Source organism: Blastococcus sp. HT6-4, from assembly GCF_039679125.1.
GTDB classification, from domain to species: domain Bacteria; phylum Actinomycetota; class Actinomycetes; order Mycobacteriales; family Geodermatophilaceae; genus Blastococcus; species Blastococcus montanus.
In genome coordinates, this window is sequence record NZ_CP155551.1 from 2,292,261 (window position 1) to 2,318,037 (window position 25,777).

A 25,777-nucleotide genomic window follows, 5' to 3' on the forward strand; every position below is an offset into this window, starting at 1 on the left:
TCCGTGTCCGTGTCGCCGCGCATGAATCGTTTCATCCGGGGTGTGACGGCCACCATAGGAACACCCCGAAAGGCGTGTCAACCACCACTCCGTACGGCGTGACCGCAGTGTGATCCGGGCGGGCGAGCCGCGGTTGACACGTTTCAGGCGGTGGCCGCATCATGGCCGGCACCGGGCCTCGGGCGAGGTCCGTCGACACGCGTCCGAGGAGGACCACTGACCGCCAGCATCCGGGACGTCGCCGGCCGGGCAGGCGTCTCGGTGGGTACGGTCAGCAACGTCCTCAACCGGCCGGACATGGTCAGCGCCGCGACGCGCGAGCGCGTGCTCACCGCGATCGCCGAGCTGGGCTTCGTCCGCAACGAGTCCGCCCGCCAGCTGCGGGCCGGCCACAGCCGCACGATCGGGCTGGTCGTCCTCGACATCGCCAACCCCTTCTTCACCGACGTCGCCCGCGGGGTCGAGGAGATCGCCAACGCCCAGGGGCTGGCGGTGATCCTGTGCAACTCCGACGACCTGCCGGCCAAGGAGTCGGCGCACCTCGAGGTCCTCGCCGAGCAGCGCGTGCAGGGAGTGCTCATCACGCCGACCGCCGAGTTGAGCCCCGGCCTGGACACGCTGCGCAACCGCGGGGTCCCCGTGGTGCTCCTCGACCGGCGGGCCCCGGGGCCCGACCAGTGCGCCGTCGCCGTCGACGACGTCCACGGCGGGCGGCTGGCCGCCGACCACCTGCTCGAGCGGGGCCACCGGCGGATCGCCTTCGTCGGGGGCGCGTCGGGCCTCCCGCAGATCCAGGAACGGCACCACGGGGTGGAGGAGGCCGTCCTCGACGCCTGCGGCTCCGACGACGCCCTCACCGTCTTCTCCCCCGCGAAGCTCACCGTGGCCGCCGGGCGCGAGGCGGCCGAGGCGATCATCGGCATGCCGGCCGCCCGCCGCCCGACCGCGGCGATCTGCGCCAACGACCTGCTGGCGCTCGGCATGCTGCAGGAGATGGTCCGCCACGGGGTGCGGGTCTCCGACGAGTTCGCCATCGTGGGCTACGACGACATCGACTTCGCCGCGGCCGCCGCCGTCCCGCTCTCGTCGGTGCGCAAGCCGCGGCAGGAGCTGGGGCGCCGCGCGGCGGAGCTGCTGCTGGACGAGGCGCGCAACCGCGAGCACCTGCACGAGCAGCAGCTGTTCGAGCCAACCCTCGTCGTCCGCGAGTCCAGCATGGCGCGCCGCCCGGCGGGCGCGCGGAAGGGAATCGCGTGAGGGTCGCCCTCTTCGCCACCTGCCTGGTCGACACGATGGTGCCGCAGGTCGCCCGCGCCACGGCGGTGCTGCTGCAGCGGCTCGGCCACGAGGTGGTCGTGCCCCCGGGCCAGAGCTGCTGCGGGCAGATGCACGTGAACACCGGCTACCGGCGGGAGGCGGTGCCCGTCGTCGCCAACCACGTGCGCGCGTTCGCCGGCGCGGAGGCGATCGTCGCGCCGTCGGGCTCCTGCGTCGCCTCGATCCACCACCAGCAGGCGGCCGTCGCCCGCCGGGCCGGCGAGCACGCCCTGGCCGACGAGGCCGCCGCGCTCGCCGAGCGCACCTACGAGCTCTCCCAGTTCCTGGTCGACGTCCTGGGCGTCACCGACGTGGGCGCGTACTACCCGCACCGGGTCACCTACCACCCGACGTGCCACTCGCTGCGCATGCTGAAGGTGGGCGACCGGCCGCTCCGGCTGCTCCGCGCCGTCCGCGGGCTCGACCTGGTGGAGCTGCCCGCCGCCGACCAGTGCTGCGGGTTCGGCGGCACGTTCGCGGTGAAGAACGCGGAGACCTCCACGGCGATGCTCACCGACAAGATGGCCAACGTGCTCTCGACGCACGCCGAGGTCTGCACCGCCGGCGACGCCTCCTGCCTGATGCACATCGGCGGCGGACTGTCCCGGCTGCGCTCGGGCACCCGCACCGTGCACCTCGCCGAGATCCTCGCCTCGACGGAGGACGCCGTGAGCCCGCACCAGGCAACCACCCCGGCGGTGTCCGCATGACCGCCGTCTTCCTCGGCATCCCGACCGCTCCCCCGGGCGTCGGCCACCTGCGCGGCGACCGGTCGTTCCCCGACGCCGCCCGCGACTCGCTGCGCGACGGGCAGCTGCGGGCCAACCTCGGCCACGCCACGGCGACGATCCGGGGCAAGCGGGCCGCCGTCGTCGGCGAAGTGCCCGACTGGGCGGAGCTCCGCGAGGCCGGCCGTGCCATCAAGGCGGCCACGATGGCTCGGCTGGACGAGCACCTGATCGCCCTCGAGGAGCAGGTCACCGCCCGCGGCGGAACGGTGCACTGGGCCCGGGACGCCACCGAGGCCAACGCGATCGTGACCCGGCTCGTGCAGGCGACCGGCGCCGACGAGGTGGTCAAGGTCAAGTCGATGGCCACCCAGGAGATCGGGCTCAACGAGGCGCTCGAGGCGGCCGGCATCGCGGCCCACGAGACCGACCTGGCCGAGCTGATCGTCCAGCTGGGCGAGGACACGCCGTCGCACATCCTGGTGCCGGCGATCCACAAGAACCGGGCCGAGATCCGCGAGATCTTCCTGCGCACCATGCCGGGCGTCGACCCGGAGCTCCCCGACGACCCGCGCCGGCTCGCCATGGCCGCCCGGGCGCACCTGCGCGAGCGGTTCCTCCGGGCGCGGGTGGCGATCAGCGGCGCGAACTTCGCCGTCGCCGAGACCGGCACGCTCGCCGTCGTGGAGTCCGAGGGCAACGGCCGGATGTGCCTGACGCTGCCGCAGACCCTCATCACGGTCATGGGCATCGAGAAGGTGGTGCCGACCTGGCGCGACCTCGAGGTGTACCTGCAGCTGCTCCCCCGCTCCTCCACCGGAGAGCGGATGAACCCCTACACCTCGCTGTGGGCCGGCGTCACGCCCGGCGACGGGCCACAGGACTTCCACCTGGTCCTGGTCGACAACGGGCGGACGGCGGTGCTCGCCGACGAGGTGGGTCGCGAGGCGCTGCACTGCATCCGCTGCTCGGCCTGCCTCAACGTCTGCCCGGTGTACGAGCGCGCGGGCGGGCACGCGTACGGCTCGGTCTACCCCGGGCCGATCGGCGCCGTGCTGTCGCCGCAGCTGACCGGGGTCGAGGACAACGCCTCGCTGCCGTACGCGTCGTCGCTGTGCGGCGCCTGCTACGACGTCTGCCCGGTGGCGATCGACATCCCGTCGATCCTGGTGCACCTGCGCGCCGAGCACGTCGAGGCCCAGACCCGGACGACGCCCGAGGCGCTGGCGTTCCGGGCGCTGTCGACGGCCATGTCGCATCCCCGGCTGTGGCGGCTGGCCCAGCGGGCCGCAGGCCTGGGCCGGTTCCTCGCGCGTGGGCGACCGACCCTCCCCGCCACGCTGCCCCCGCCGGCGTCGAGGTGGACCCGGTCGCGCGACCTGCCCACGCCACCGGCGGAGACCTTCACGCAGGCCTGGGCCCGGGAGCACGGCGGATGAACGCCCGCGAGGAGATCCTGGGCCGGATCCGGACCGCACTCGGTCCCGACCGTCCCGCACCGGCCGAGGTGCGGCGCGACTACCGGCTCGCCGACGGCCGACCGCCCGGCGACCCGGCCCTGCTGGACCTGCTGATCGACCGGCTCGAGGACTACAAGGCCTCGGTCGTGCGCTGCGCGCCGCCCGACGTCGCGGTCACCGTCGCCGGTGCGCTCCGGGGCGCGCTCGGCGAGCACTCCCCCGCCGGCGTCGTCGTCGCCCCCGGCGTGCCCTCGGGCTGGCGGCCGGACGGCGCGGTCGAGGACGACGGCCGCCCCGCCGTGGCCCTGGCCGAGCACGCTGCCACCCTCACCGGCGTCTCCGTGGCGATCGCCGAGACCGGCACGCTGGTCCTCGACGGCAGCCCGCTGTCGGGCCGGCGCGCCCTCTCGCTGCTGCCCGACTGCCTGGTCTGCGTCGTCGAGGCGGCCCAGGTCGTCGGGAGCGTCCCGGAGGGGCTCGCCCGGCTCGACCCGCTGGCTCCGCTGACGATGATCAGCGGGCCGTCGGCGACCAGTGACATCGAGCTGCAGCGCGTCGAGGGCGTGCACGGACCGCGCACCCTCGTCGTCGTCCTCGTCGGCTGACCGGAGGTCAGCCGGCCTCCCGGTCGGCCGCCCGGCGCGCCCGCTCCGCCGGCCAGCGGGCCACGGCGTCCGCGAGCTCGCCGTGCAGGAAGGCCATGAAGTCGCGGGTCTCGGCCAGACGGCGGCCGCCGGGGCGGTCGACGCCCAGCGCCGACACCCCCGACGCCACGGCGTCCCCGAACCGCTGCAGCGCCGCGAGCTCGGAGGCCATGAAGCGCGACCACAGATCGGTGTCGTCGAGCACATAGAGGTCGCTGCGCGTCCCGGGCTCCCGCTCGCGCACCAGGAGACCCACCTGGACGAGCTGACGCACGGCGCCGCTGATCGCGGCCGGACTCACCTGGAGCCCCTCGGCGAGATCGGTGGCGGTGTAGCGGTCGGCGTCGTCGGCCAGGGCGTAGGCCAGGACCCGGGCCGGCATCGGAGACATCCCCGACTCCCGCAGGACCAGGGCGAACCGCTCGACGAACCGCAGGAGGGCGGCTCGCTGGGTCTCCTCGTCGTCGACGCTGGTCACCCCGCCACGGTACCGGAGCGTTGCGTACGTAGGAAGCTTCACAACATTGTGAAAGCTGTGTACGTTCCGGGCTCGTGACCACAGCCATCTCCGTGTCCGGCCTGGTGAAGACCTTCGGCGCCACCCGCGCCATCGACGGCCTCGACCTCGAGGTCGCCTCGGGCGAGGTGCACGGCTTCCTCGGCCCGAACGGCTCCGGGAAGTCCACGACCATCCGCGTGCTGCTGGGCCTGCTGCGCCCGGATTCCGGCCACGCCGAGCTGCTCGGCGGTGATCCGTGGCGCGACGCCGTCGCGCTGCACCGGCGCCTCGCCTACGTCCCGGGCGACGTGACCCTGTGGCCGACCATCAGCGGCGGCGAGGCGATCGACCTGATCGGCGCGCTGCGCGGCGGCCTCGACCCGCGCCGGCGCGCGGAGCTGCTGGAGCGCTTCGACCTCGATCCGCGGAAGAAGGCGCGCACCTACTCGAAGGGCAACCGGCAGAAGGTCGCCCTGGTCGCGGCGCTCGCCTCCGACGCCGAGCTGCTCATCCTCGACGAACCCACCTCGGGTCTGGACCCGCTCATGGAGGCGGTGTTCCAGGAGTGCATCCGCGAGCTGCGCGCCGAGGGCCGCACGGTCCTGCTGTCCAGCCACATCCTCGCCGAGGCCGAGGTCCTGTGCGACCGGGTGAGCATCATCCGGCTCGGCCGCACCGTGCAGAGCGGAACGCTGGCCGAGCTGCGGCACCTCACGCGGATGTCCATGACGGTGGAGACCGAGCGGCCCGCCGACGGCCTGGACTCCCTGCCCGGGGTGCACGACCTGCGCCGCGAGGACGGCCGGGTGCACTTCGACGCCGACACCGACGCGCTGGACGACGTGCTCCGGCACCTCGCCCCCCTGGGCGTGCGCGGCCTGACCAGCACCCCGCCCACGCTGGAGGAGCTGTTCCTGCGCCACTACGGCGACGAGCTCGAGGCCGACGGCGTTCCGGTCGCCCAGGAGGCGGGGCGGTCATGAGCACCGGGTCGGGCACGCTCGCCGGCACCGGGCGGCTGTTCCGGTTCACCCTGCGCCGGGATCGGCTCCGCCTGCCGGTGTGGATCGCCGCCGGCACGTTCATGGTGGTGACCCAGTCGGTCGCCAGCCAGGCGCTGTACGAGACCCCCGCCGACCTCGCCGCCTACCGGGCGTCGGTGGGCAGCAACGCGGCGACGATCGCGCTGGCCGGCCCCCCGGTCGGGCTCGACACCGTCGCCGGCGCGGTCGCCTTCGAGATCTCCGCGACCGTCATGCTGATCGCCGCGCTGATGGCGATGTTCACCGTCACCCGGCACACCCGCGCCGACGAGGAGGCCGGGCGCACGGAGCTGCTCCGGTCGGCGCGGGTCGGGCGGCACGCGCCGCTCCTGGCCGCCGTCCTGCTCTCCTCGCTGGCGTGCGGCCTGCTGGCGCTGGCCATCGGCGCGGCGACGACGGCGACCGGGCTGCCGGCCGCCGGCTCGTTCGTGCTCGGCGCCGCGGTGGGCGCGTGCGGCCTCGTCTTCACCGGGGTCACCGCCGTCGCCGCGCAGGTGACGGGCTCCACCCGGTCCGTCTACGGCCTGGTCGGCGGGCTGTTCGCGGTCGCGTTCGTGCTCCGCGCGATCGGTGACATCCAGGGCAACTGGGTGGTCCGGACCTCTCCGATCGGCTGGGCGCAGGCCACGCATCCGTACACCGACGACGCCGTCGCCCCGCTGCTGCTGTGCCTGGTCGTGGCCGCCGTCCTGGTCGTCGCCGGTGTCGCGCTGCTCGACCGCCGCGACCTCGGCTCCGGGCTCGTCCAGCCGCGGCCCGGCCGGCCCGCCGCCCGACCGACCCTGCTCTCCCCGCTCGGCCTCGCCGTCCGGCTGCACCGCGGCGCGCTGACCGCCTGGACGGCCGGGCTGGCGCTGCTGGGCGTGGTCTACGGCACCCTCGCCGAGTCGGTCGAGACGCTGATCGGGGAGAACGAGCAGGCGCTGGCCATGTTCGGCGACCCGGACGTCGACCAGCTCGTCGACGCCTACCTGGGCACGACGTTCGCCGTCACCGCGCTGCTCGCCTCGGCCTACGCGGTCTCTGCGGTCCTGCGGGCCCGCAGCGAGGAGTCGGGCGACCGGGCCGAGGTGCTGCTGGCCACGGCGACCAGCCGCGCGTCCTGGCTGGGCAGCCACGTGCTGGTCGCCCTGCTCGGCTCGGCGCTGGCCATGGCCGTCGCCGGGGTCACCACCGGGCTGGTGCGGGTCGCGCAGACCGGCGAGGGCGCGGCGCTGGGCCGGATGGTCGGGGCCGCGGTGTCCTACGTCCCCGCCATCTGGGTCGTGGCCGGCGTGGCCGTCGCGCTGTTCGGGCTGCTCCCCCGCCTGGCGACGACGGTGGCGTGGACGGCGGTGGGCCTCTTCCTGCTGATCACCATGTTCGCCGAGTCGTTCGACTGGCCGGACTGGGTGAGCGACCTGTCGCCGATCAGCTGGATCCCGACCCTGCCGCTGGAGGAGTGGACGCTCGCCCCCCTGGCCGGGCTGGCCGCCGTCGCCGCCGTCCTCCTCGCCGCCGGCTTCACCGGGTTCCGGCGGCGGGACATCGCCCTCGGGTGACCCCGCCCCGGGGGCGTCCGCACCGTGCGGACGCCCGCGGGGTGGCTCAGCCGGTCCGCGCCCCCCGGTGACGGCCCAGGTAGTGCGACAGCCCGACGGCGACCAGCAGCGCGGCCCCGTTGAAGACCGGGCTGGCCCAGGCGCTGGCACCGGAGAGGGTCAGCCCGCTGACCGCCACCGAGACGAACAGCACCCCGATGATCGTGCCGACCGCGTTGAAGAATCCGGGCACGACGGCGGTGGCCCCGAGGAACGCGGCGGCCAGCGCGGGGAAGAGCAGGCTCGTGCCGTTGTCGGCCGTGGCACTGCCGGCCCGTGCCAGCGCGAGCACGCCGGTGACCCCGGCGAGGGCGCCGGCCAGGACGAACGTCGCCCACACCGACCGGTCGACCCGCACCCCGACCAGCCGGGCGGACCGGGGGTTCGACCCGATCGCGTAGAGGCTGCGGCCGAACGGGGTCTGGGACAGCAGGTACCAGAGGGCCACCGTGGCCAGCGCCACCACGAACACGACCCGCGGGAGCCCGAGCCAGGTGGAGCCGCCGAACCTCGGCAGCGCCGGGTCGATGCCGGCGAGGATCGTCTGCCCGCCGGTGTACCACTGGATCAGGCCGCCCAGCAGCGTCGCCATGCCGAGGGTCGTGACGAAGCTGTTGAGCCCGAACCGGGTCACCAACAGGCCGTTGATCCCGCCGATGACCGCGCCGACCCCCACGCCGACCGCGATCGCCACGCCCAGCGGCAGGCCGGAGAAGCTCATCAGCCCCGCGGTCAGGACGCTCGACGTCGCCGCGATGGCGCCGAGGGAGAAGTCGAAGTAGCCGGTGACCAGCGGCAGGATCACCGCCAGGGCGAGGAGGGCCACCACCGACTGGTTGCCGAGCAGGACGCCGGCGTTCTGCGTCGTGAAGAAGGTGTCCGAACTTCCGGGGTACAGCGCGAAGAAGGCGATGACCGCCAGCAGCAGCGCGAGCAGCGCGTTGCGTTCGGCGAACCCCTTGAGCCCGGACGAACGGGCCGCCGGCGGCTCCTCCACCGGTGCGGTCGCCCCCGGATCGGCCGGCGACCCGGTCTCGACGTGCTCGGTGTTGGTCAGGCTCATCGCTGGGCTCCTGGGGCCGGCGCGGGGCCGGGCGTCTCGTCGGTGCTCTGGGTCAGTTCGGTCAGCCGGTCGGCGGTCAGGTCCGCGCCGTGCACCTCGGCCGCGACGCGGCCGTCCCGCAGCACGAGCACGCGGTCGCACAGCGCGCACAGCTCCATCAGGTCGGAGGAGGCGACCAGCACCGCACAGCCGCCGGCGGCGGTCTCCCGGACGGTGCGGTAGATGTCGGCGCGGGACATCACGTCCACGCCCTGGGTCGGCTCGTCGAGCAGCAGCAGCGACGGCGACCGGCGCAGCCACCGGGCCAGCACGGCCTTCTGCTGGTTGCCGCCGGACAGCGCCGCGAACGGCACCTCCGGCGACGGCGCCTTGATGCCGTGCTCGCGGATGAGCTCGGCCGCCTCGGCGCGTTCCTGTCGGGCGGCCATGCCCCACGGCCGCCAGTACCGGCGCAGCACGGTGGCCGAGAGGTTGTGGCGGACGGTCAGGTCCGCGAAGGCGGCCTCCCCGCCACGGTCCTCCGGCACGTAGGCCACGCCGGCCGCGATCCGGCGGGGAGTGCCCTTGCCGGCGTCCGCACCGGCCGACCCCGAGGCGATCCGCAGGGTGCCCGCCTCCGGCTCGTGCTCGCCGAAGACGGTCTTCAGCAGGGAGGTGCGCCCGGAGCCCACGAGCCCGGTGACGCCGACGATCTCGCCCCGCCGGACCTGCAGGTCGACCCCGCGCAGCGGCCCCCCGGCCAGCCCCGCCACGTCGAGGACGACGTCGGAGTCGTCGCCGCGAGCAGCCGAGCCCGTCCGGGGACCCGGCCGCTCGGCCGCTGTCGCCGAGCCGGTCATGAGCGCGACCAGCTCGCGCTCGGTCGGCTGCGAGTCCACGACCGTGGCCACCGTGCGCCCGTCCCGGAACACGGTGAAGTCGTCGGACACCGCGAGCACCTCGGGCATCCGGTGGCTCACCATCAGGACGGTCTGGCCGTGGTCGGCCCGTCGGCGCACCGCCTCCAGGAGCACCTGGGACTCGTGCTGCGGCAGCGTGGCGGTGGGTTCGTCGAGGACGAGGACCAGGTGCCGGTCGCTCTCCTGGTCCTGCAGCGCCCGGGCGATCGCGACCAGGGTGCGCTGCGCCGGGCGCAGTGCCATGACCGGGGTCGTGGGCGCCGCGTCGATCTCGTAGTCCGCCAGCAGCCCGGCGACGCGCCGGTGCAGGGCGCGCCAGGAGACCCGCCCCGCCGTTCCCCGGGGGTAGCCCGCGTCGAGCGCGACGTTCTCCGCGACCGACAGCTCCGGGAACAGGCCGAGGTCCTGGTGGACGAAGCGGAGGCCGGCGGCCCGCCCGGCCCGCGCGTCGTAGTCGGCGGCCGTCCACGAGGAGCCGGCCACCTCGATGCGTCCGGCGTCGGCCCGGTGGACCCCGGCCAGCACCTTGATGGTCGTCGACTTGCCGCACCCGTTGCCGCCCACGAGGGCGTGCACGGTGCCGCGCCGCAGCGCCAGCTCGGCGCCGTCGAGGGCAAGGGTCGCCCCGAACCGCTTGGTCATGCCGGAGACGCGCAGGACGACGTCCGTCGCGGCCGCCGGCGGGGTCGCCGTCGTTGTCATGGAAGTCCTCTCACCGGTGGCCGCCCGGGACACGGGCGGCCACCGGTCTCGGCGGGAGAAGGGGGTCAGACCCCCCATGCCTCCTGGTAGGCGGCGCGGTAGTCGACCGGTTCGAAGTCCTGACCCTGGGGCGGCAGGTTGTGCTCCGCGTCCACGACCTGGAAGCCGTCGCCCTGCACGAGCGGCTCCTCGCCGTTGAGCACCCGGATGGCGGTGTCCACCGAGCCCCAGCCGCCCCACTGCGTCGGGTAGCCGACGATCGCGTCCTGGCCCCCGTCGCTGCGGATGAGCTCCATGTTGGCGACGTTGCCGAGGCCGCTGATGACGTCGAGGTCGGCCGAGCGGCCCGAGGACACGACCGCCTGGGCGAGACCGGCGGGCATCCAGCCGCCGAGCGGCACGAACACCGAGTCGACGTCGGGCGCCTGCAGCAGGGCGGTGGAGAACTTCTGCGGCAGCGCGCCGGTCATGACGTCGTTGTTGGAGACCTCGAGGGTGCCCACGATCTCGCAGCCGGCGCAGGTGGCCAGCTCCTCCTCGAAGCCCTCCGCCAGCCAGGGGCCCCACAGCGGGTCGGTGAAGACCAGGTGCAGCACCTTCGCCTCGCCACCGGTGGTGCCGATGAGCCAGTCGGCGGCGAGCTTGCCCTGGAGCTCGAAGTTGTCGCGGACGCTCATGCCCTCGAGCTGGATCCGCTCGCTGGCCCAGAGCGCCTCGCCCCCGACCTCGTCGCAGTCGGCGCCGCCACCGCCGATGACGGTCACGCCGGCGGCCTTCGCCTCCTGGAACGGCTGCTGGATGCTCGCGCAGTCGATCCCCACCGGGACGATCACGTCGGCGTCGGCGCTGATCGCCTGGCGGACGCAGTCGCCCCAGCCGTTGGGGTTGAGCTGGCCGTCGCACAGCCGCACGTCCCAGCCCACGGCCTCGGCCGCCTCCTGCACCGCGGCCGTCGGCGTCGAGCAGCTGGGGATCTGCTCACCGCAGGAGATCGCCCAGAGGGTCACGTCCTCCGGTGGCGTCGTCGCGGTGGTGGGCGGGGTGCCCATCCGCCCTTCGTAGGCGACCTGCAGCGCGTCCGCGGCGGCGGCGGAGCCGCTGTCGGCGGTGCTGGCGGGGCTCCCCGAGCTGACGGCGTCCTCGTCCGTGGACCCGCAGGCGGCCAGGCCCACGGTGGCGGCCAGCGTGAGGACGGCGGTCACGCCGAGCCGGCGCATGGAGTGGGTCATGAACTTCCCTTCGACGCAGACGCCCCTCATCGGTGACGGGCGTCACTGCCGCCGAAGTGTCAGCACCTGCACGCCGGAGCGGAAATCACTTCTCCTGGGGGTGATCATCACCGCTGTCGATAACGCCTGCGCCGAGGCCGGTCGACTGCCGCGTCGCGCGCAGCACGAGGTCCCGGAAGTAGATGTGGTCCGGGTCGTCGTCGAACACCGGGTGCCACCACATGGCCTCGACCAGCGGGCCGGCGTCGAAGGGGCACGGCAGGGCCCGGATGCCGATGTTGAGCGGCAGCAGCTCGACCAGGCGGCGCTGCAGCAGCGCGATCCGCCCACTGCCCGCGATCAGGCCCGGCACGGTCAGGAAGTTCTCGGTGACCACCTGCACCCGCGGCTCGATGCCGAGCATCCGCATCTGCCGGGCGGCCGGCGTGGAGGCGGTGGGGCCGTGGAACGTCACCACCCAGGGCATGGCCTCGAGATCGGCGACGGTCAGACCCCGCTCGACCAGCGGGCTGTCGGCGGAGACGACGCACACCCACTCGTCCCGGTACAGGTCCTGGTGCGACAGATCGGTGAGGAAGCCGTGCGGCAGCACCAGCAGGTCGGTGCTCAGCAGCACCTGGTCGGCGCGGTCGACCACGGTGGGGGTGTTCGCCGACAGCCGCAGCCGGGTGTGCGGGGCCTCCTCGGCCAGCAGTTCGGCGATCGTGTCGCCCAGCACCGCGACCCCGTAGTCGCTGACCACCACCGAGAACTCGCGCCGGGACGATGCCGGGTCGAAGACCGGCTGGGCGGTGAAGACCCGCTCCACCCCGGTGAGGGCCATCCGCGCCAGGTCCTTGAGCTGCACCGCCAGCGGGGTCAGGCGGTACTCGTTGCCCGCCCGGCTGAGCAGCTCGTCGTCGAAGTGGCGGCGCAGCCGGGCCAGCGACGCCGACAGCGCCGGCTGGCTCAACCCCATCTGGGCCGCGGCTCTGGTGACGCTGCGCTGCTGGAGCAGCGCATCGAGCGACACCAGCAGGTTGAGGTCCAGGCTCGCCAGGTTCACCCGGCGCACTGTATCGACGCCGTTGATGCCTGTCATCAGACATCTCGTCTTCCCGGGTGAGGGGTCGGTCCCGCAGCGTGATGCGCGTCGCAGTCCGAGGAGAGGACCCCCGTGCTCACGCCCGACCAGCTCGACCCGACCGACCCCGAGGGCGCCATCGCCGCTGCGGCGAAGCGCTGCTCGAACTGGGGACGCTGGGGCGCCGACGACGTGCTGGGCACGCTGAACTTCCTGACCGAGGACAAGCGCGTCGAGGGGGCCCGGCTGGTCCGCCGCGGGGTGAGCTTCTCGCTGTCCCAGCGCTTCGACATGGACGGCCCGCAGAAGGGCTGGCGGCGGCGCACCAACCCGGTGCACACCATGCTCGACACCGGTACCGACGCCGAACGCGGTCAGGGGTTCCCGCACGGCCTGGGCGGCGCCGACGACGTCATCGCCATGCCGCTGCAGTCCTCCACCCAGTGGGACGGGCTCGGCCACATCTTCGACCACGGCAACGCGTGGAACGGCCGGCGCGCCGGGAACGTCGTCACCAGCGCCGGCGACGCGGTCACCGGCATCGAGACCGTCGCCTCGCTGATCACCGGCCGCGGCGTGCTCCTCGACGTCGGCCGCGCCCTCGGGACCGACGGCGAGCTGCCCGACGGCTTCGCCATCACCGCCGAGCACCTGCAGGCCACCATCGCCGCGCAGGGCGACAGCGCCCGCGTCGGCCGCGGCGACCTCCTGCTGGTGCGCACCGGTCAGCTCACCCGCGCCCGCCGCGACATCGCCGAGGGCCGCGGGTGGGGCGAGTACGCCGGCGGCCCGGCCCCCGGCCTGTCGTTCACCACCGCCGACTGGCTGCACGGCACCGAGATCGCCGGCATCGCCACCGACACCTGGGGCTTCGAGGTGCGGCCCAACGAGTTCGAGGTCGCCTTCCAGCCGCTGCACCAGGTCGCCATCCCCCACATCGGCCTGTTCCTCGGCGAGATGTGGGACCTCGATGCACTGGCCGCCGACTGCGCCGACGACGGCGTCTGGGACTTCCTCCTCACCGCCGCGCCCCTGCCCGTGACCGGCGCCGTCGGCGCCCCGGTCAACCCCATCGCCGTCAAGTGACCACCGGACGAAGGAGTCCTGACATGCCCGCCGTCAACACCGTGCTCGTGGTCGGTGCCGGCCTCGCCGGCACCGCCACCGCCATCCGCCTGGCCGAGGCCGGTGTGGCCGTCGAGATCGCGGAGATCAAGCCCGACGTCGCCGCCATCGGCTCAGGCATCACCCTGCAGGGCAATGCCCTGCGCGAGCTGCGCACCCTCGGCGTCTGGGAGCAGGTCCAGGAGAAGGGGTACGCCTTCGACACCACCGGGATCCGGGCGCCGGACCCCAACGGGACCGTGGTCGCCGAGATCGCCGACGCCAAGACGGGCGGCCCCGACCTGCCCGCGGTCATGGGCATGCCCCGCCCGGAGCTGGCCCGCATCCTCTGCGAGCGGGCCACCGGGGTCGGCGTGAAGCTGCGGTACGGCACGACGCACACCGAGCTGCGCCAGGACGCGGACGGCGTGGACGTCACCTTCGCCGACGGCTCCACCGGCCGCTACGACCTGGTCGTCGGCGCCGACGGCATCCGCTCCTGGACCCGCCGCGCGCTGGGCATCGACCTGGAGACGAAGTCGGTCGGCATGGGGATCTGGCGGGCGTTCGGCCCCCGGCCGGCGAGCGTCACCCGCACCGACCTCTACTACGGCGGCCCGTCGTTCATCGCCGGCTACTGCCCGACCGGCGAGGACAGCCTCTACGCCTACATCGTCGAGCCCGCGCAGGACCGGTCGACGCTCACCCCGGACGAGCAGCTCGCCGTGATGAAGGAGCTGTCGCGGGCCTACCACGGCCCCTGGGACGAGATCCGCGAGACGCTGACCGACCCGGGCCGGGTCAACTACACCTGGTTCGGGACGCACATCCTGCCCGCGCCGTGGAACCGCGGTCGCGCGGTGCTGATCGGCGACGCCGCGCACACCTGCCCGCCCACGATCGCCCAGGGCGGCGCGCAGGCTCTGGAGGACGCCTTCGTCCTCACCGACCTGCTGCTCACCCGGGAGGCACTCGACCAGGACCTGTGGGACGCCTTACACGCCCGTCGCCTCGACCGGGCGACGGCCGTCGTCGACGCGTCGAACCAGCTGGCCCGGTGGCAGCTGGAGCACGTGCAGGGCGACGCCCCCGCCCTCTTCCGCTCGATCGCCCAGCTCACCAGCCGGCCCGCCTGACCCCTGCGACACCGACCGAGGACGCACCGATGACCCAGCGCCTGATCACCCACCTGCGGCACGTCGACCTGGCCGTGCCCGACTTCGCCAAGCAGCTCGACTTCTACTCCGGCACCTGGGGTCTGAAGACCGAGCACACCGACTCCGGCCTGGCGTTCCTCGCCGCCGAGGGCTCGCCGGAGCAGTACATCGTCCGGCTGCGCGAGGCCACCGACAAGCGGATCGACCTGATCTCGTTCGGTGCCGCGAGCGCGGCCGACGTCGACACCCTCGCCGGGCAGCTCGCGGCCGACGGCGTCCGGCTGGTCACCGAGCCCGGCACCCTGCAGACCCCCGGCGGCGGCTACGGGTTCCGGTTCTTCGACAACGAGGGGCGCACGATCGAGGTGAGCTCGGACGTCGAGGTGCGGCAGCACCGGAAGATCGAGGAGGGCGAGTCCATCCCGGTCCGGCTGTCCCACGTCGTCATCAACTCCGCCGACCCCGAGGGCGCCCTGGCCTTCTACGAGAAGCACCTCTCGTTCGCTCTCTCGGACACGCTCATGCACCCGCGGATGGGCAGCATGATGTGGTTCCTGCGGACCAACGCCTGGCACCACAGCATGGCCATCGCCCGGGGGCCGCACCCGTCGCTGCACCACGCCAGCTTCGAGATGCGCGGCATCGACGAGTACATGCGCGGCACCGGCCGGCTGCTGCGCCAGGGCGTGGAGAAGATCTGGGGCCCGGGCCGGCACATGGCCGGCAACAACACCTTCAGCTACTTCCTCGACCCGCACGGCAACACCGTCGAGTACACGACCGAGCTCGAGGTGCTGGACGAGGACACCTGGCACCCGAACGTCTACGACTTCAGCAACCCCGAGGTCTCCGACCAGTGGGGCACCGCCAACGCGATGAACGAGTTCGTCGCCCAGCGGTCGTTCAACGACCCGGACAAGGGCCTGTTCGTGGCCCCTCCCGTCTGATGCGGTTCGCCACCTGGGAGACCGAGGGCCGCGTGCAGGCCGGCGCAGTCGGGGTCGCGGGCCTGCACGCACTCCCCGGCGACCGCACGATCCTCGACCTCGTCCGCGCCGGGCTGCCCGCCGCGCTCGAGGCGGGTGCCGAGGCGCTGTCCGCCCCCGCCGTGCCGGTGGAGTCGGTGCGGCTGCTGCCGCCGCTGCAGGCACCCACCGTGCGCGACTTCGTCGCGTTCGAGGAGCACGTCGAGGGCGTGGTGAAGAGCGTCGGGGACGGCGCCGGCGTCGTGCCGGAGTGGTACGAGGCGCCCACCTTCTACTTCACCAACCCCTACGCCCTGGTCGGCGCGCACGACGACGTCGCCGTCCCACCGGGGTCGCACCTGCTGGACTTCGAGCTCGAGGTCGCCGTCGTCGTCGGGAAGGACGGCGCCTCGCTCACCCCCGAGCAGGCCCGCGACCACGTCTTCGGCTACACCGTGTTCAACGACTGGTCGGCCCGCGACCTCCAGCGCCGGGAGATGAAGGTCAACCTCGGCCCGGCCAAGGGCAAGGACTCCGCCACCACCCTCGGCCCGTGGCTGGTCACCGCAGACGAGCTGGAGCCCTACCGCGACCCCGACGGCTTCCTCGCCCTGGACATGCGCGTCTCGGTGAACGACGTCGAGATCGGCCAGGACCTGCTGTCGAACATGGGCTGGCCCTTCGAGGAGCTCATCTCCTACGCCTCCCGCGGCACCTGGCTCCGCGCCGGCGACGTGCTCGGCTCCGGCACCTGCGGCAACGGCGGCTGCCTGGCCGAGCTGTGGGGACGCCGCGGCGAGCAGACCCCTCCCCCGCTGCAGCCCGGCGACGTCGTCGAGATGACCGTCGAGGGCATCGGCACCATCCGCAACCGCGTCGTCCCCGGGCTGGACCTCCCGCCCGTCGCCCCGGCCCGTCCCCGGCCACGGGTCCGGAAGCGCACCGCGTGAGCGGCCGGGTCGCGGGGAAGGTCGTCGTCGTCACCGGTGGCGGCCAGGGGCAGGGGGCGGCCGCGGCCCGGTTGCTGGCCGCCGAAGGCGCGACCGCCATAGCTCTCGACCTCGGGGAGGCGCCCATCGAGGCCCTCCCCGGGGTCGAGTACCACCGGCTCGACGTCACCGACGCGGGCGGCTGGGCGGCGCTCGCCGCCGACCTGCGGGAACGCTTCGGCCGCGTGCACGGGCTCGTCGCCAACGCTGGCGTCACCTTGCGGGCACGGCTGGCCGACGTCGACCCCGCCGACCTGGCGCGGGTGTCGGAGGTCAACGTGACCGGCACCCTGCTGGGCATCCAGGCCCTCACCCCGCTGATGCCCGCAGGCGGCTCGGTCGTCGTCGTCGGCTCCGCCGCCGCCCTGACCGGCCACTTCCCCGTCGCGTACACGGCGAGCAAGTGGGCGCTGCGCGGGCTGGCGAAGGCCGCCTGCCTGGAGCTCGGGCCGCGGGGCATCCGGGTCAACACCGTGCATCCCGGCTACATCGAGACACCGATGACCGCCTCGGCGGCGCCGCCCTTCCGGGCGGCCAACGTCGCCGAGACGCCGCTCGGCCGGACCGGGACCGTCGGCGAGGTCGCCCCGCTGGTGCTCTTCCTCGTCAGCGACGAGGCCTCCTTCATCACCGGCGCGGAGATCCCCGTCGACGGCGGCATGACCGCGCACGGCGGCGTGAAGTCGATCAGCGACGCCGTCCGCACCGCTTCCTGAGAACGACCCGAGAGGACCACCTGTGTTCGAGTACTTCCCCACCGGCCCCTACACCTGGAACCTCGGCGTCGTCGCGACGCTGAACTCCGGCGGGCTGATCGACGAGGTCGACCGCGCCTGCCGGCCGATCAAGGAGGCCGCGAACGCCGGCGAGGACGCCGGGACGCCGGACTTCCTGCGCGCCTGGCGGGCGCTGACCGACCAGCTGGTCGGCCAGGCCGAGGCGGCGGAGAAGGCCGGGCACGTCCGCACCGCGGGGCAGCTGTGGTTCCGGGCCAGCAACTACCTCGCCCAGGCCGAGCGGATGCTCGCCCACTCCGACCCGAACCGGGTGCCCACCTACCGGCGGATGCTGGAGCTGGCGCAGAAGGCCTTCGACACCCACAGCCCGCGCGTCTCCCGCGTCGAGATCCCCTACGAGGGCACCACGCTGCCGGCCTACTTCAGCCAGGCGCCGGCCACCGACGACGGCCCCGCTCCGGTCGTCGTGCTGGTCAACGGGCTGGACTCCACCAAGGAGCACATGTACGCCTCCAACCACTGGGAGGAGCTCGCCGCCCGCGGCATCTCCTGCCTGATGCTCGACCAGCCCGGCACCGGTGAGGCGCTCCGGCTGCAGGGGCTGACCGCCCGCATCGACACCGAGGTCTGGGCCGGCGCTGCCGTCGACTGGCTGGAGACCCGCGACGACGTCGACGCCTCCCGGATCGGCATCGTCGGCTGGTCGCTGGGCGGCTACTACGCCCCCCGCGCCGCCGCGTTCGAGAAGCGGTTCGCGCTCTGCGTCGCCTGGGGCGCCAACCACGACTGGGGCGCGGTGCAGCGCCGCCGCAAGGAGCGCGAGGGCGAGCGTCCGGTCCCCCACTACTGGGAGCACGTCCTCTGGGTGTGGGGCCAGGAGGGCGACGAGAAGAACCTCGACGCGTTCCTCGACTTCGCCGACGCCGTGAACCTCGAGGGCGTCGTCGAGCAGATCACCGTCCCGTTCCTGATCGCGCACGGCGCCAACGACCGGCAGATCCCGCTGGAGATGGCGCACCGCTCCTACGACCAGGCGGTCAACTCGCCCAAGCGCGAGCTCCGGGTCTTCACCCCCGAGGAGGGCGCCACCGAGCACATCGGGCTGGACCACCTCTCCTACGTCAGCACGTTCATCGCCGACTGGGTGAGCGACACCTTCGCCGAGCTGAAGAGCTGACCGCCGTGCCCATGCTGTTCGTGACGCTGCCGGTGCGAGACCTGCCGGCGTCGAGGGATTTCTACGAGGCTCTCGGCTTCAGCATCAACCAGCACTCCTCCGACGAGCACACCACGGCGGTGGTCATCGACGACAACATCGTGGTGAAGCTGCTGACGCGGGACTCGTTCCCCGTTCCGCCGGGCGACCCCGCGGCCGGTCCGACGGTCGTCAACTGCCTGACCGTCGAGGGCCGGACGGAGGTCGACGACCTCGTCGGGAAGGCGCTCGCCTCGGGCGGGAACCCACTCCCCGTCCGGGACGATGCGTCGACCTACTCCGGGTGCTTCGCCGATCCCGACGGTCACGTCTGGCAGGTCAGGTGGATGGACCAGCTGCACGTGGTCGACTGACCGGCTCGCTCGCACCCCTCGATGGCAGCCGACCCGCGGTCGACCGCTCGAGGGGGCGGGTGCGTGGCCGGGGCTCGGCAGGACAACTCGAGCGCCGCCGGCGTCCGCCCGGTGGACTGCCCAGGAGGCGTCGCATCCAGCGGCGGTGCCGCCCTGCTCGCCCACCTGCACCGACGCCTCGACGACGGCGCGGGCGACGTGCGGCGTGGGGCTATCCGCGCTCGGGGCGGAAGGGGTTCCTGCCCGGCCGGAAGAGGGTCTCCTGCACGAAGCTCGCCGCCAGCGCGCCGGCCGGCGTGAAGATCGACCCGGTGTACCAACCACGTCCGGCGGCGACGGTGCGCGGGGTCATGTCCATGAGCACCCAGTCGTCGAGCCGGGCGTGGCGGTGGAACCAGACCGCGTGGTCGAGGCTCGGCCCCGGGCTGGCCTCGTCCTCGGGGAGCGCGGAGAGCCCGGTGCCGATGTCGGACAGGTAGGCCAGCACGCAGGCGTGCACGAGCGGGTCCTCGGGCAGCGGCACCGTCGCGCGCGCCCAGAACCGGGTGGGCCAGTGCCCCGACGGGAAGGGCTGTGGCGGACGCCGGCTCTCCATGGAGAACAGCCGGGGCATCTCGAGGTCCGCGGACTCGTCCGGCGGCTCGGCGCCGGGCGCCTCCTGCACCTGCAGGTCCGGGCCCGGGCCCGCGACGTGGAAGGAGGCGGACATGCTGAAGATGACCTCGCCGCCCTGGAGGGCGACCACGCGGCGGGCGGAGAACGAACCGCCGTCCCGGTCCCGGTCCACGCGGAAGACCGTGGGCCGCGCCGCGTCACCGCTGCGCAGGAAGTAGCCGTGCAGCGAGTGCGGCAGGCGGTCGGGGCCGACGGTCCGGCCCGCGGCGTGCAGGGCCTGGGCGGGGACCTGGCCCCCGTAGAGCGGGAACGGATCGGCGAACACCAGGGTGCTGCGGTAGAGATCGCGGTCGATCTCCTCGAGCGTCAGGACGTCGAGGACGGTCGGCTCTCGCCCTTCGTCGATGCCGGGAGCCGCGGTCTGCACCTCGGGAATCTAGCCCGCGCCGGTCGGGCAGCCGCGCCCCGGCCGGGCGTGGTCCCGAGACGTGCGAGCACTGGTGACGCACCTCTCACGTGATCACGCGGCGATCTCCCCGGATACTCGGCGCACACCCAGAGACGTCGAGACGGCGGTCGACGCGCACGACCGGAGAGCGGAGCACGGATGAGCGAGCCACGACGGAACGGCGACGGGCGACCGCCGCGCAAGCGGACGCCGCGGGTGGGTGAGGTCGTCCGCACCTCGTGGATCACCCCGCACATGGTCCGCGTCGTGCTCGGGGGCGAGGGCCTGGCGACCTTCCCCACCGGAGAGTTCACCGACCGCTACGTCAAGCTGCTCTTCCCGCCGGCCGGCGCGTCGTACGGCGTGCCCTACGACGTCGAGCAGGTGCGGGCCGAGCTGCCGCCGGACCAGTGGCCGGTCACCCGCACCTACACCGTGCGCGCCTGGGACCCGGTGGCCGGCGAGCTGACCATCGACTTCGTGCACCACGGCGACGAGGGGCTGGCCGGTCCCTGGGCGGCCGCCGCCCGTCCGGGCGACCGCATCCAGTTCATGGGCCCGGGCGGTGCGTACGCACCCCGGCCGGACGCCGACTGGCACCTGCTGGCCGGCGACGAGGCGGCGCTCCCGGCGATCGCGGCCACGCTCGAGCAGCTCCCGGCCGGCGCGCGCGTCCTGGCGTTCGTCGAGGTGGCCGGACCCGAGGAGGAGCAGCACGACGTCGTCGCCGGCCCGGGCGTCGAGCTGCGCTGGCTGCACCGGGGCGACGCCGCGCCCGGCGAGGCCCTGGTCGAGGCCGTGCGGGGCGTACCCCTCCCGGCCGGCAACGGGCACGTCTTCGTCCACGGCGAGGCGCACGCCGTCCGCGAGCTGCGCCGGCACCTGCGGGCCGAGCGCGGGCTCGACCCGGAGTGGACGTCGGTCTCCGGCTACTGGCGGCGCGGGGACACCGAGGACCGCTGGCAGTCGGGCAAGCGCGAGTGGAACGCCGCCATCGAGGCCGAGGAGTCCGCCGCCGCACGGTGAGCGGGTCCGGGGCGGCCCACGGTAGGAAGGGGCCATGCCCGAGTCGTTCCCGCCCCTCGCCGAGCTCGCCGCGGACGAGGACGAGCTGCAGTTCACCTCCTTCACCAACGACGACGCCTGGGAACTGGGCTGCGCGCTGGTCGCCGCCGCCCGCCGGGACGCCGCGCCGGTCGCCGTCGAGATCAGCCGCAACCACCACCGGCTGTTCTCGGCGGCGCTGACCGGCGCCACCCCGGACAACGCGTCGTGGATCGAGCGCAAGTCCCGCGTCGTGCACCGCTTCGGGCACAGCTCCCTCTACGTGCGGCAGGACAGCATCGCGCGGGGCACGACGTTCGAGGAGGAGTTCGGGCTGGACCCGTCCCGGTACGCCGCGCACGGCGGCGCCTTCCCGCTGCTGGTGCGCGACGTCGGCCCGGTCGGCGTCGTCGCGGTGTCCGGGCTGCCCCAGGTCGACGACCACCGCATGCTCGTCGGCGTCCTCCGTCAGCACCTGGGCCGCTGAGCCCCGTCGCTCACGGCCGCGATCCGGCGCCGGCGGCACCGATCTCTGGCACGCTGCTGGGCGTGGTCCGGCCGGCCCCGGTTCTCCCGGCGATCGGCACCGCACTCCCCCGCCGGCGATCCGCCGAGCACCCGAGCGACACCGAGGAGCTGTCATGACGGTCCTGGTCGGTTACGTCCCCACCCCGGAGGGCGAGGCAGCGTTCACCGCGGCCCTCGTCGAGGCGCGGCGGCGGTCCGAGGGGCTCGTGGTGCTCAACACCGCCCGCAGCGGCGCGGCGGTGAGCGTCGACGTCGCGCCCGAGGACGCGATTCGCGAGATCACCGAGCGCGCGGCAGGCGAGGGTGTGGAGCTGGACCTGCGCCAGACGTCGCACGGCGGTGACGCCGCCGACGAGGTCCTGCGGGTGGCCCGGCAGGTCGACGCGTCGGTGATCGTGATCGGCCTGCGCCGGCGCTCCCCGGTCGGCAAGCTGCTCATGGGCAGCAGCGCCCAGCGCATCCTGCTCGAGGCCGACCGGCCGGTGCTCGCGGTCAAGCCCGTGCAGCGCGGCGGCTGACGGGCGTTCCACCGGGCGTGTGACGTGCCGATGAGGGAGGCATGCGCCCCCGCCACGTCGCCACCGCCCTCGCCGCATTGACCGCCGGGATCGCCGCCGGCGCGGCCCTGCACCGCCGCGCCGGCGGGGACCGCCCCGGGACCACCGCCACCCCGGTACGCCCCGCCCCCGCACGCCCCGCCCCGGTCGACGCGCGCACCGACGCCGTCGTCCTGCCTTTCGTCCGCCCGGGCGCCGGCGCGCCCGCGGACCGCCGGCCCGACGCCCCGGCCCGGTGCGGCGACAGCGGGGGCCGGACGAAGGCGGGCGCCCCGTGCGCGGCGCGGGCCGCGACGAGCGGCCGCTGCCACCACCACCCGCTGGCGGCCTGAGCCCGACCCGCACCTCGCGGCCGCAACCGTCCGGTGTGACCAACGCTACCGACCGAATCGGTCGGTGGGCCTACCGATCCGGTCGGCGGCTCGTACCCTTGTCCGCGTGACGCGACCGTTCCGGCAGCAGATCGACGAGGGCATCCTCGATCGGGCCGCAGCACTGTTCGCCCGGCGTGGCTTCGGAAAGACGTCGGTGCAGGACATCGCCGACGCCGTCGGCCTGTCCAAGGCGGGCCTCCTGCACCACTTCCCCAGCAAGGACGCCCTCTACGAGGCCGTGCTCGCCCAGGCCGGCACGCTCGGGCAGCGCGTGCTCGACCAGGTCGCCGCGCTCCCCCTCGGCCCGGAGCGCGACCGGCGGGCCCTCGACGTGCTCGTCGACGTCGCCCTGGCCCACCCCGGCACCGTCGCCCTGCTCCTGGCCCCCCTGACCCAGGGCGGCGCCGACGCCGGGCCGACCGAGCTGGACGCCGCCGGCGCCACGGCGCTGCAGGCGTTCGGCGTCGACCTCGGGGCGCCCGTCACCGACCGCACCATCCGCGCCGTCGGGGCGCTGTCGGCGCTCGCCGTCCTCACCCTCGCCGCGCACTGCCAGGACGAGCCCGCCACCTGGCGCGCCGCCATCGTCGCGACCTGCTTCGACGCCCTCGGTCATCGCCGTCCGGGCGCTGCTCTTCCCCGTTCCGTCCAGGTGGAGGCCTGATCCCGCATGGCTGTCTTGTTGTCCCGCATCGGTGCCTTCTCGCACCGGCACCGGCTGACCGTGGTCGCCGTCTGGCTGATCCTCCTCGTCGGTGGCGGGGTGGGTGCGGCCACGCTGGCGGGCGAGACCTCGAGCACCTTCTCCATCCCCGGCCAGGAGTCGACCACCGCGCTCGAGCGGATCGGCGAGGAGTTCGGCGGCGTCGGTGACGGGGCCACCGCCCGCGTCGTCGTGCAGGCACCGGACGGGGAGACCGTCACGACGCCGGAGAACGCCGCGGCCCTGGTCGGGCTGGTCGCCGAGCTGGAGCAGCTGCCCGGCGTCGCCTCCGCCAGCAACCCCCTCGACCCGACCGCGCCGGCGGTCAACCCGGAGCTGACCACCGCCTACAGCACGGTCACCTACGACTCCGCCCCCGGCGAGGTCACCCCCGAGCAGCAGGAGGCTCTGCTGGAGACGGTCGAGGAGGCCGGCGCCGGCGACCTCACCGTCGAGGTGTCCGGCCAGGCGACCCAGGAGGCCCCGCACGTCGGCGGGGCGAGCGAGGTCATCGGCGTCGTCGTCGCCCTCGTGGTCCTGGCGGTCACCTACGGCTCGCTCGCCGTGGCCGGCATGAACCTGCTCACCGCGGTCGTCGGCGTGGGCATCGGCGTGCTGGGCGTGACCATCGCGACCGGCTTCATCGACCTGTCCTCGACCACGCCCACCCTCGCCGCGATGCTCGGCCTTGCCGTCGGCATCGACTACGCGCTGTTCATCGTCACCCGGTACCGGCAGGAGCTGCGCAGCGGCGCCGACGTCCCGACGGCGATCGGCACGGCCGTGGGCACCGCCGGCTCGGCCGTGGTCACCGCCGGCCTCACCGTCGTCATCGCGCTCACCGGCCTCTTCGTCGTCGGGATCCCCTTCCTGACCCAGATGGGTGTGGCCGCCGCGTTGACCGTCGTCATCGCCGTGCTGGTCGCGCTCACCCTGGTGCCCGCCGCGCTGAGCTTCCTGGGCCACCGGGCGCTGCCCCGCAAGCAGCGTGCCGCCGCCAAGGAGGCGACCGCCGGCACCGCGGCCCCGGCCGGCGGCCGTGGCTTCCTCGCAGGCTGGGGGACGACGGTCACGCACCGCCGCGTGCTGTCCCTGCTGCTGACGATCGTGGCCCTGGGCGTCATCTCGATCCCGTTCTTCTCGATGCAGACCACGCTGGTGCAGAACCCGCCGGAGGGCTCCACCCAGGCCCGCGCGGAGCAGCTCCTCGCCGAGGGCTTCGGCGCGGGGGTCAACGGCCCGATCACCGTCCTGTTCGAGGGCGACGGCGCTCCCGCGGCGGCCGCGGCGGCCACCGGCGCGATCACCGGGCTCGATGACGTCGCCCTGGTGACCCCGCCGGTGCCCAACGCCGACGGCAGCGCGGCCCTGCTCACGGTCATCCCCGAGTCGGGCCCCACCGACCCGGCGACCGAGCAGCTGGTGGCCGACATGCGCGCCGAGCTCGCCGACCTGGACGGCGTCGAGGCGTCCGTCACCGGCGCCACCGCGGTCAGCGTCGACGTCGCGCAGAGCCTCGAGGAGGCGCTGCCGGTCTACCTCGCCCTGGTCGTGGGCCTGGCACTGGTGCTGCTGGTGCTCGTCTTCCGGTCGCTGCTGGTGCCGCTGGTCGGCGTGCTGGGCTTCCTGCTCACCATCGGCGCCTCACTCGGCGCCACGGTGGCGGTGTTCCAGTGGGGCTGGCTCGCCGGCCTGGTCAACCTGGACACCACCGGACCGCTGATCAGCCTCACCCCGATCCTGGTGATCGGCATCCTGTTCGGGCTGGCGATGGACTACCAGATCTTCCTGGTGTCCCGGATGCACGAGGCGCACAGCCACGGTGCCGCTCCGCTGGAGTCCATCCGCACCGGTTTCCGCCAGGCGGCCCCGGTCGTCGTCGCGGCCGCGCTGATCATGTTCTCGGTGTTCGCCGGCTTCGTGCCGGCGGGCGAGGCGACCATCAAGTCGATCGCCTTCGCCCTCGCCGCCGGCATCCTCTTCGACGCCTTCGTCGTCCGGATGGTGCTCGTGCCGGCCGCCCTCGCGCTCCTGGGCGAGCGCGCCTGGTGGCTGCCGCGCTGGCTGCGCTGGCTGCCCACCCTCGACGTCGAGGGCGCCGCCCTCGAGAAGGCGGCACCGGCCGGCAGCGGTTCCCGCGAACCGGTCGGCGCCCCTCGGCGCTGACCGGGGCGCGGCCCGGCCGCCCGCCCCGGCACGACCGCGCGGCCCGCCTCCGGGAGGCGGGCCGCGCCGTACGGCGCACACCGGCGCACGCGAGGTCGATACGTCGACACATCACACCAAGGAACCGGTCGGTTTCGTTCACTTTCTGCCAGTGCCCGCCGGGCGTCGGTGCCCGTAACGTCACGGTGAGCAATCGCGTCTTTCCGGCAGGTCATGTCGGCGCACCGCACGCCTACTCGAGGAGCCTCCCGTGTCGTCCCTGCCCCGCCCGTCCCTGACCCTGCTCACGGAGTTCGGGCCCGCCTCGCCGGCGCCGCGGCCCGTCCCCGCCCCCGAGTGGCCGGAGGCGTTCGCCCCCGACGACGAGTGGCGGCTCGACGCCCTCTGCGCCGAGACCGACCCCGAGGCCTTCTTCCCCGAGAAGGGCGGCTCCACCCGCGACGCCAAGCGCGTCTGCGCCGGGTGCCCCGTGCGGGACGAGTGCCTCGAGTACGCCCTCGCCTCCGACGAGCGGTTCGGCATCTGGGGCGGGCTGTCCGAGCGCGAGCGTCGCCGGGTGCGCCTGCAGCGACGGGACGCGATCAGCGCCTGACC

General features: G+C 74.1%; 26 protein-coding genes. 20 read left to right on the plus strand and 6 right to left on the minus strand.

The features are described from left to right. The first annotated feature begins 150 nt into the window (after positions 1 to 150). The 4 genes from ABDB74_RS11035 to ABDB74_RS11050 are packed head-to-tail and all read left to right on the plus strand — an operon-like array spanning position 151 to position 4,110. The gene (locus tag ABDB74_RS11035; RefSeq protein WP_346618522.1) at positions 151 to 1,257 is read left to right on the plus strand and encodes a LacI family DNA-binding transcriptional regulator; all 1,107 of its coding nucleotides are present in this window, start codon (positions 151 to 153) and stop codon (positions 1,255 to 1,257) included. Next, positions 1,254 to 2,027: a (Fe-S)-binding protein gene (locus tag ABDB74_RS11040; RefSeq protein ID WP_346618524.1), complete on the plus strand. Its 774-nt coding sequence runs from the start codon at positions 1,254 to 1,256 to the stop codon at positions 2,025 to 2,027. The genes ABDB74_RS11035 and ABDB74_RS11040 overlap by 4 nt, the downstream gene beginning before the upstream one ends. Further along, a complete protein-coding gene (locus tag ABDB74_RS11045) occupies positions 2,024 to 3,484 on the plus strand; it encodes a LutB/LldF family L-lactate oxidation iron-sulfur protein (RefSeq protein ID WP_346618525.1) in 1,461 nt (486 codons plus the stop codon). Before ABDB74_RS11040 ends, ABDB74_RS11045 begins: the two co-directional genes overlap by 4 nt. Continuing rightward, a complete protein-coding gene (locus ABDB74_RS11050; RefSeq protein ID WP_346618526.1) occupies positions 3,481 to 4,110 on the plus strand; it encodes an LUD domain-containing protein in 630 nt (209 codons plus the stop codon). The genes ABDB74_RS11045 and ABDB74_RS11050 overlap by 4 nt, the downstream gene beginning before the upstream one ends. A 7-nt stretch (positions 4,111 to 4,117) precedes the next feature. On the opposite strand, the gene ABDB74_RS11055 is transcribed toward ABDB74_RS11050, so the two are convergent. Continuing rightward, positions 4,118 to 4,627 (minus strand): MarR family transcriptional regulator, encoded by a 510-nt coding sequence (locus tag ABDB74_RS11055; protein WP_346618528.1) that lies wholly within the window; start codon positions 4,625 to 4,627, stop codon positions 4,118 to 4,120. Positions 4,628 to 4,701: 74 nt separating this feature from the next. Here ABDB74_RS11055 and ABDB74_RS11060 point away from each other — a divergent pair, with 74 nt between their 5' ends. After that, complete coding sequence (locus ABDB74_RS11060; RefSeq protein WP_346618529.1) at positions 4,702 to 5,631, plus strand: ABC transporter ATP-binding protein; 930 nt, start codon at positions 4,702 to 4,704, stop codon at positions 5,629 to 5,631. Continuing rightward, a complete protein-coding gene (locus ABDB74_RS11065) occupies positions 5,628 to 7,232 on the plus strand; it encodes an ABC transporter permease (RefSeq protein ID WP_346618531.1) in 1,605 nt (534 codons plus the stop codon). Before ABDB74_RS11060 ends, ABDB74_RS11065 begins: the two co-directional genes overlap by 4 nt. A 46-nt stretch (positions 7,233 to 7,278) precedes the next feature. Here the strand turns inward: ABDB74_RS11065 and ABDB74_RS11070 are convergent, their stop codons facing one another. The 4 genes from ABDB74_RS11070 to ABDB74_RS11085 all read right to left on the minus strand — a co-directional run bounded on the left by ABDB74_RS11070 (position 7,279) and on the right by ABDB74_RS11085 (position 12,245). Beyond that, a complete protein-coding gene (locus ABDB74_RS11070) occupies positions 7,279 to 8,334 on the minus strand; it encodes an ABC transporter permease (protein WP_346618532.1) in 1,056 nt (351 codons plus the stop codon). Then, positions 8,331 to 9,935: a sugar ABC transporter ATP-binding protein gene (locus tag ABDB74_RS11075; protein WP_346618533.1), complete on the minus strand. Its 1,605-nt coding sequence runs from the start codon at positions 9,933 to 9,935 to the stop codon at positions 8,331 to 8,333. Before ABDB74_RS11075 ends, ABDB74_RS11070 begins: the two co-directional genes overlap by 4 nt. Before the next feature lie 65 nt (positions 9,936 to 10,000). Then, positions 10,001 to 11,164 (minus strand): substrate-binding domain-containing protein, encoded by a 1,164-nt coding sequence (locus tag ABDB74_RS11080; protein ID WP_346618534.1) that lies wholly within the window; start codon positions 11,162 to 11,164, stop codon positions 10,001 to 10,003. An 85-nt stretch (positions 11,165 to 11,249) separates the two neighbouring features. Beyond that, complete coding sequence (locus tag ABDB74_RS11085; RefSeq protein WP_346618535.1) at positions 11,250 to 12,245, minus strand: LysR family transcriptional regulator; 996 nt, start codon at positions 12,243 to 12,245, stop codon at positions 11,250 to 11,252. A 75-nt stretch (positions 12,246 to 12,320) separates the two neighbouring features. On the opposite strand from ABDB74_RS11085, the gene ABDB74_RS11090 reads away from it, so the two are divergent. The 7 genes from ABDB74_RS11090 to ABDB74_RS11120 are packed head-to-tail and all read left to right on the plus strand — an operon-like array spanning position 12,321 to position 18,748. Next, positions 12,321 to 13,313, plus strand: coding sequence for a cyclase family protein (locus ABDB74_RS11090; RefSeq protein ID WP_346618536.1), 993 nt, complete (start codon positions 12,321 to 12,323; stop codon positions 13,311 to 13,313). Positions 13,314 to 13,336: 23 nt separating this feature from the next. Then, positions 13,337 to 14,467: an FAD-dependent oxidoreductase gene (locus ABDB74_RS11095; protein ID WP_346618537.1), complete on the plus strand. Its 1,131-nt coding sequence runs from the start codon at positions 13,337 to 13,339 to the stop codon at positions 14,465 to 14,467. Between the two features lie 29 nt (positions 14,468 to 14,496). Next, a complete protein-coding gene (locus ABDB74_RS11100; protein WP_346618539.1) occupies positions 14,497 to 15,435 on the plus strand; it encodes a VOC family protein in 939 nt (312 codons plus the stop codon). Further along, a complete protein-coding gene (locus tag ABDB74_RS11105) occupies positions 15,435 to 16,403 on the plus strand; it encodes a fumarylacetoacetate hydrolase family protein (protein WP_346618540.1) in 969 nt (322 codons plus the stop codon). Before ABDB74_RS11100 ends, ABDB74_RS11105 begins: the two co-directional genes overlap by 1 nt. Beyond that, complete coding sequence (locus tag ABDB74_RS11110; RefSeq protein ID WP_346618541.1) at positions 16,400 to 17,158, plus strand: SDR family oxidoreductase; 759 nt, start codon at positions 16,400 to 16,402, stop codon at positions 17,156 to 17,158. The genes ABDB74_RS11105 and ABDB74_RS11110 overlap by 4 nt, the downstream gene beginning before the upstream one ends. A gap of 22 nt (positions 17,159 to 17,180) precedes the next feature. Next, the gene (locus ABDB74_RS11115) at positions 17,181 to 18,356 is read left to right on the plus strand and encodes an alpha/beta fold hydrolase (protein WP_346618543.1); all 1,176 of its coding nucleotides are present in this window, start codon (positions 17,181 to 17,183) and stop codon (positions 18,354 to 18,356) included. A gap of 11 nt (positions 18,357 to 18,367) precedes the next feature. Then, the gene (locus ABDB74_RS11120; protein ID WP_346623873.1) at positions 18,368 to 18,748 is read left to right on the plus strand and encodes a VOC family protein; all 381 of its coding nucleotides are present in this window, start codon (positions 18,368 to 18,370) and stop codon (positions 18,746 to 18,748) included. Positions 18,749 to 18,959: 211 nt separating this feature from the next. On the opposite strand, the gene ABDB74_RS11125 is transcribed toward ABDB74_RS11120, so the two are convergent. Further along, positions 18,960 to 19,790, minus strand: coding sequence for an acyl-CoA thioesterase domain-containing protein (locus ABDB74_RS11125; protein WP_346618544.1), 831 nt, complete (start codon positions 19,788 to 19,790; stop codon positions 18,960 to 18,962). A 180-nt stretch (positions 19,791 to 19,970) separates the two neighbouring features. On the opposite strand from ABDB74_RS11125, the gene ABDB74_RS11130 reads away from it, so the two are divergent. The 7 genes from ABDB74_RS11130 to ABDB74_RS11160 all read left to right on the plus strand — a co-directional run bounded on the left by ABDB74_RS11130 (position 19,971) and on the right by ABDB74_RS11160 (position 25,775). Then, the gene (locus tag ABDB74_RS11130; protein WP_346618545.1) at positions 19,971 to 20,837 is read left to right on the plus strand and encodes a siderophore-interacting protein; all 867 of its coding nucleotides are present in this window, start codon (positions 19,971 to 19,973) and stop codon (positions 20,835 to 20,837) included. Between the two features lie 34 nt (positions 20,838 to 20,871). Further along, positions 20,872 to 21,342: a heme-degrading domain-containing protein gene (locus ABDB74_RS11135; protein ID WP_346618546.1), complete on the plus strand. Its 471-nt coding sequence runs from the start codon at positions 20,872 to 20,874 to the stop codon at positions 21,340 to 21,342. Between the two features lie 154 nt (positions 21,343 to 21,496). Further along, entirely contained in the window at positions 21,497 to 21,901 is a 405-nt protein-coding gene (locus ABDB74_RS11140) for a universal stress protein (protein WP_346618547.1), read from the plus strand. Positions 21,902 to 21,942: 41 nt separating this feature from the next. Further along, positions 21,943 to 22,272, plus strand: coding sequence for a hypothetical protein (locus tag ABDB74_RS11145; protein ID WP_346618548.1), 330 nt, complete (start codon positions 21,943 to 21,945; stop codon positions 22,270 to 22,272). A 106-nt stretch (positions 22,273 to 22,378) separates the two neighbouring features. After that, entirely contained in the window at positions 22,379 to 22,978 is a 600-nt protein-coding gene (locus ABDB74_RS11150; protein ID WP_346618550.1) for a helix-turn-helix domain-containing protein, read from the plus strand. Positions 22,979 to 22,984: 6 nt separating this feature from the next. Further along, a complete protein-coding gene (locus ABDB74_RS11155) occupies positions 22,985 to 25,183 on the plus strand; it encodes an MMPL family transporter (RefSeq protein WP_346618551.1) in 2,199 nt (732 codons plus the stop codon). A 250-nt stretch (positions 25,184 to 25,433) separates the two neighbouring features. Then, positions 25,434 to 25,775 (plus strand): WhiB family transcriptional regulator, encoded by a 342-nt coding sequence (locus ABDB74_RS11160; protein ID WP_346618553.1) that lies wholly within the window; start codon positions 25,434 to 25,436, stop codon positions 25,773 to 25,775. Positions 25,776 to 25,777 lie beyond the last annotated feature (2 nt).

Excerpts from the sequence above, each read along its gene's own strand:
- ABDB74_RS11130 (WP_346618545.1), top strand. The coding sequence starts at position 19,971 with ATGAGCGAGCCACGACGGAACGGCGACGGGCGACCGCCGCGCAAGCGG.
- ABDB74_RS11085 (WP_346618535.1), bottom strand. The coding sequence starts at position 12,245 with ATGACAGGCATCAACGGCGTCGATACAGTGCGCCGGGTGAACCTGGCG.
- ABDB74_RS11070 (WP_346618532.1), bottom strand. The coding sequence starts at position 8,334 with ATGAGCCTGACCAACACCGAGCACGTCGAGACCGGGTCGCCGGCCGAT.
- ABDB74_RS11105 (WP_346618540.1), top strand. The coding sequence starts at position 15,435 with ATGCGGTTCGCCACCTGGGAGACCGAGGGCCGCGTGCAGGCCGGCGCA.
- ABDB74_RS11050 (WP_346618526.1), top strand. The coding sequence starts at position 3,481 with ATGAACGCCCGCGAGGAGATCCTGGGCCGGATCCGGACCGCACTCGGT.
- ABDB74_RS11080 (WP_346618534.1), bottom strand. The coding sequence starts at position 11,164 with ATGACCCACTCCATGCGCCGGCTCGGCGTGACCGCCGTCCTCACGCTG.
- ABDB74_RS11075 (WP_346618533.1), bottom strand. The coding sequence starts at position 9,935 with ATGACAACGACGGCGACCCCGCCGGCGGCCGCGACGGACGTCGTCCTG.
- ABDB74_RS11095 (WP_346618537.1), top strand. The coding sequence starts at position 13,337 with ATGCCCGCCGTCAACACCGTGCTCGTGGTCGGTGCCGGCCTCGCCGGC.
- ABDB74_RS11120 (WP_346623873.1), top strand. The coding sequence starts at position 18,368 with ATGCTGTTCGTGACGCTGCCGGTGCGAGACCTGCCGGCGTCGAGGGAT.
- ABDB74_RS11100 (WP_346618539.1), top strand. The coding sequence starts at position 14,497 with ATGACCCAGCGCCTGATCACCCACCTGCGGCACGTCGACCTGGCCGTG.
- ABDB74_RS11045 (WP_346618525.1), top strand. The coding sequence starts at position 2,024 with ATGACCGCCGTCTTCCTCGGCATCCCGACCGCTCCCCCGGGCGTCGGC.
- ABDB74_RS11065 (WP_346618531.1), top strand. The coding sequence starts at position 5,628 with ATGAGCACCGGGTCGGGCACGCTCGCCGGCACCGGGCGGCTGTTCCGG.
- ABDB74_RS11135 (WP_346618546.1), top strand. The coding sequence starts at position 20,872 with ATGCCCGAGTCGTTCCCGCCCCTCGCCGAGCTCGCCGCGGACGAGGAC.
- ABDB74_RS11140 (WP_346618547.1), top strand. The coding sequence starts at position 21,497 with ATGACGGTCCTGGTCGGTTACGTCCCCACCCCGGAGGGCGAGGCAGCG.
- ABDB74_RS11155 (WP_346618551.1), top strand. The coding sequence starts at position 22,985 with ATGGCTGTCTTGTTGTCCCGCATCGGTGCCTTCTCGCACCGGCACCGG.
- ABDB74_RS11145 (WP_346618548.1), top strand. The coding sequence starts at position 21,943 with ATGCGCCCCCGCCACGTCGCCACCGCCCTCGCCGCATTGACCGCCGGG.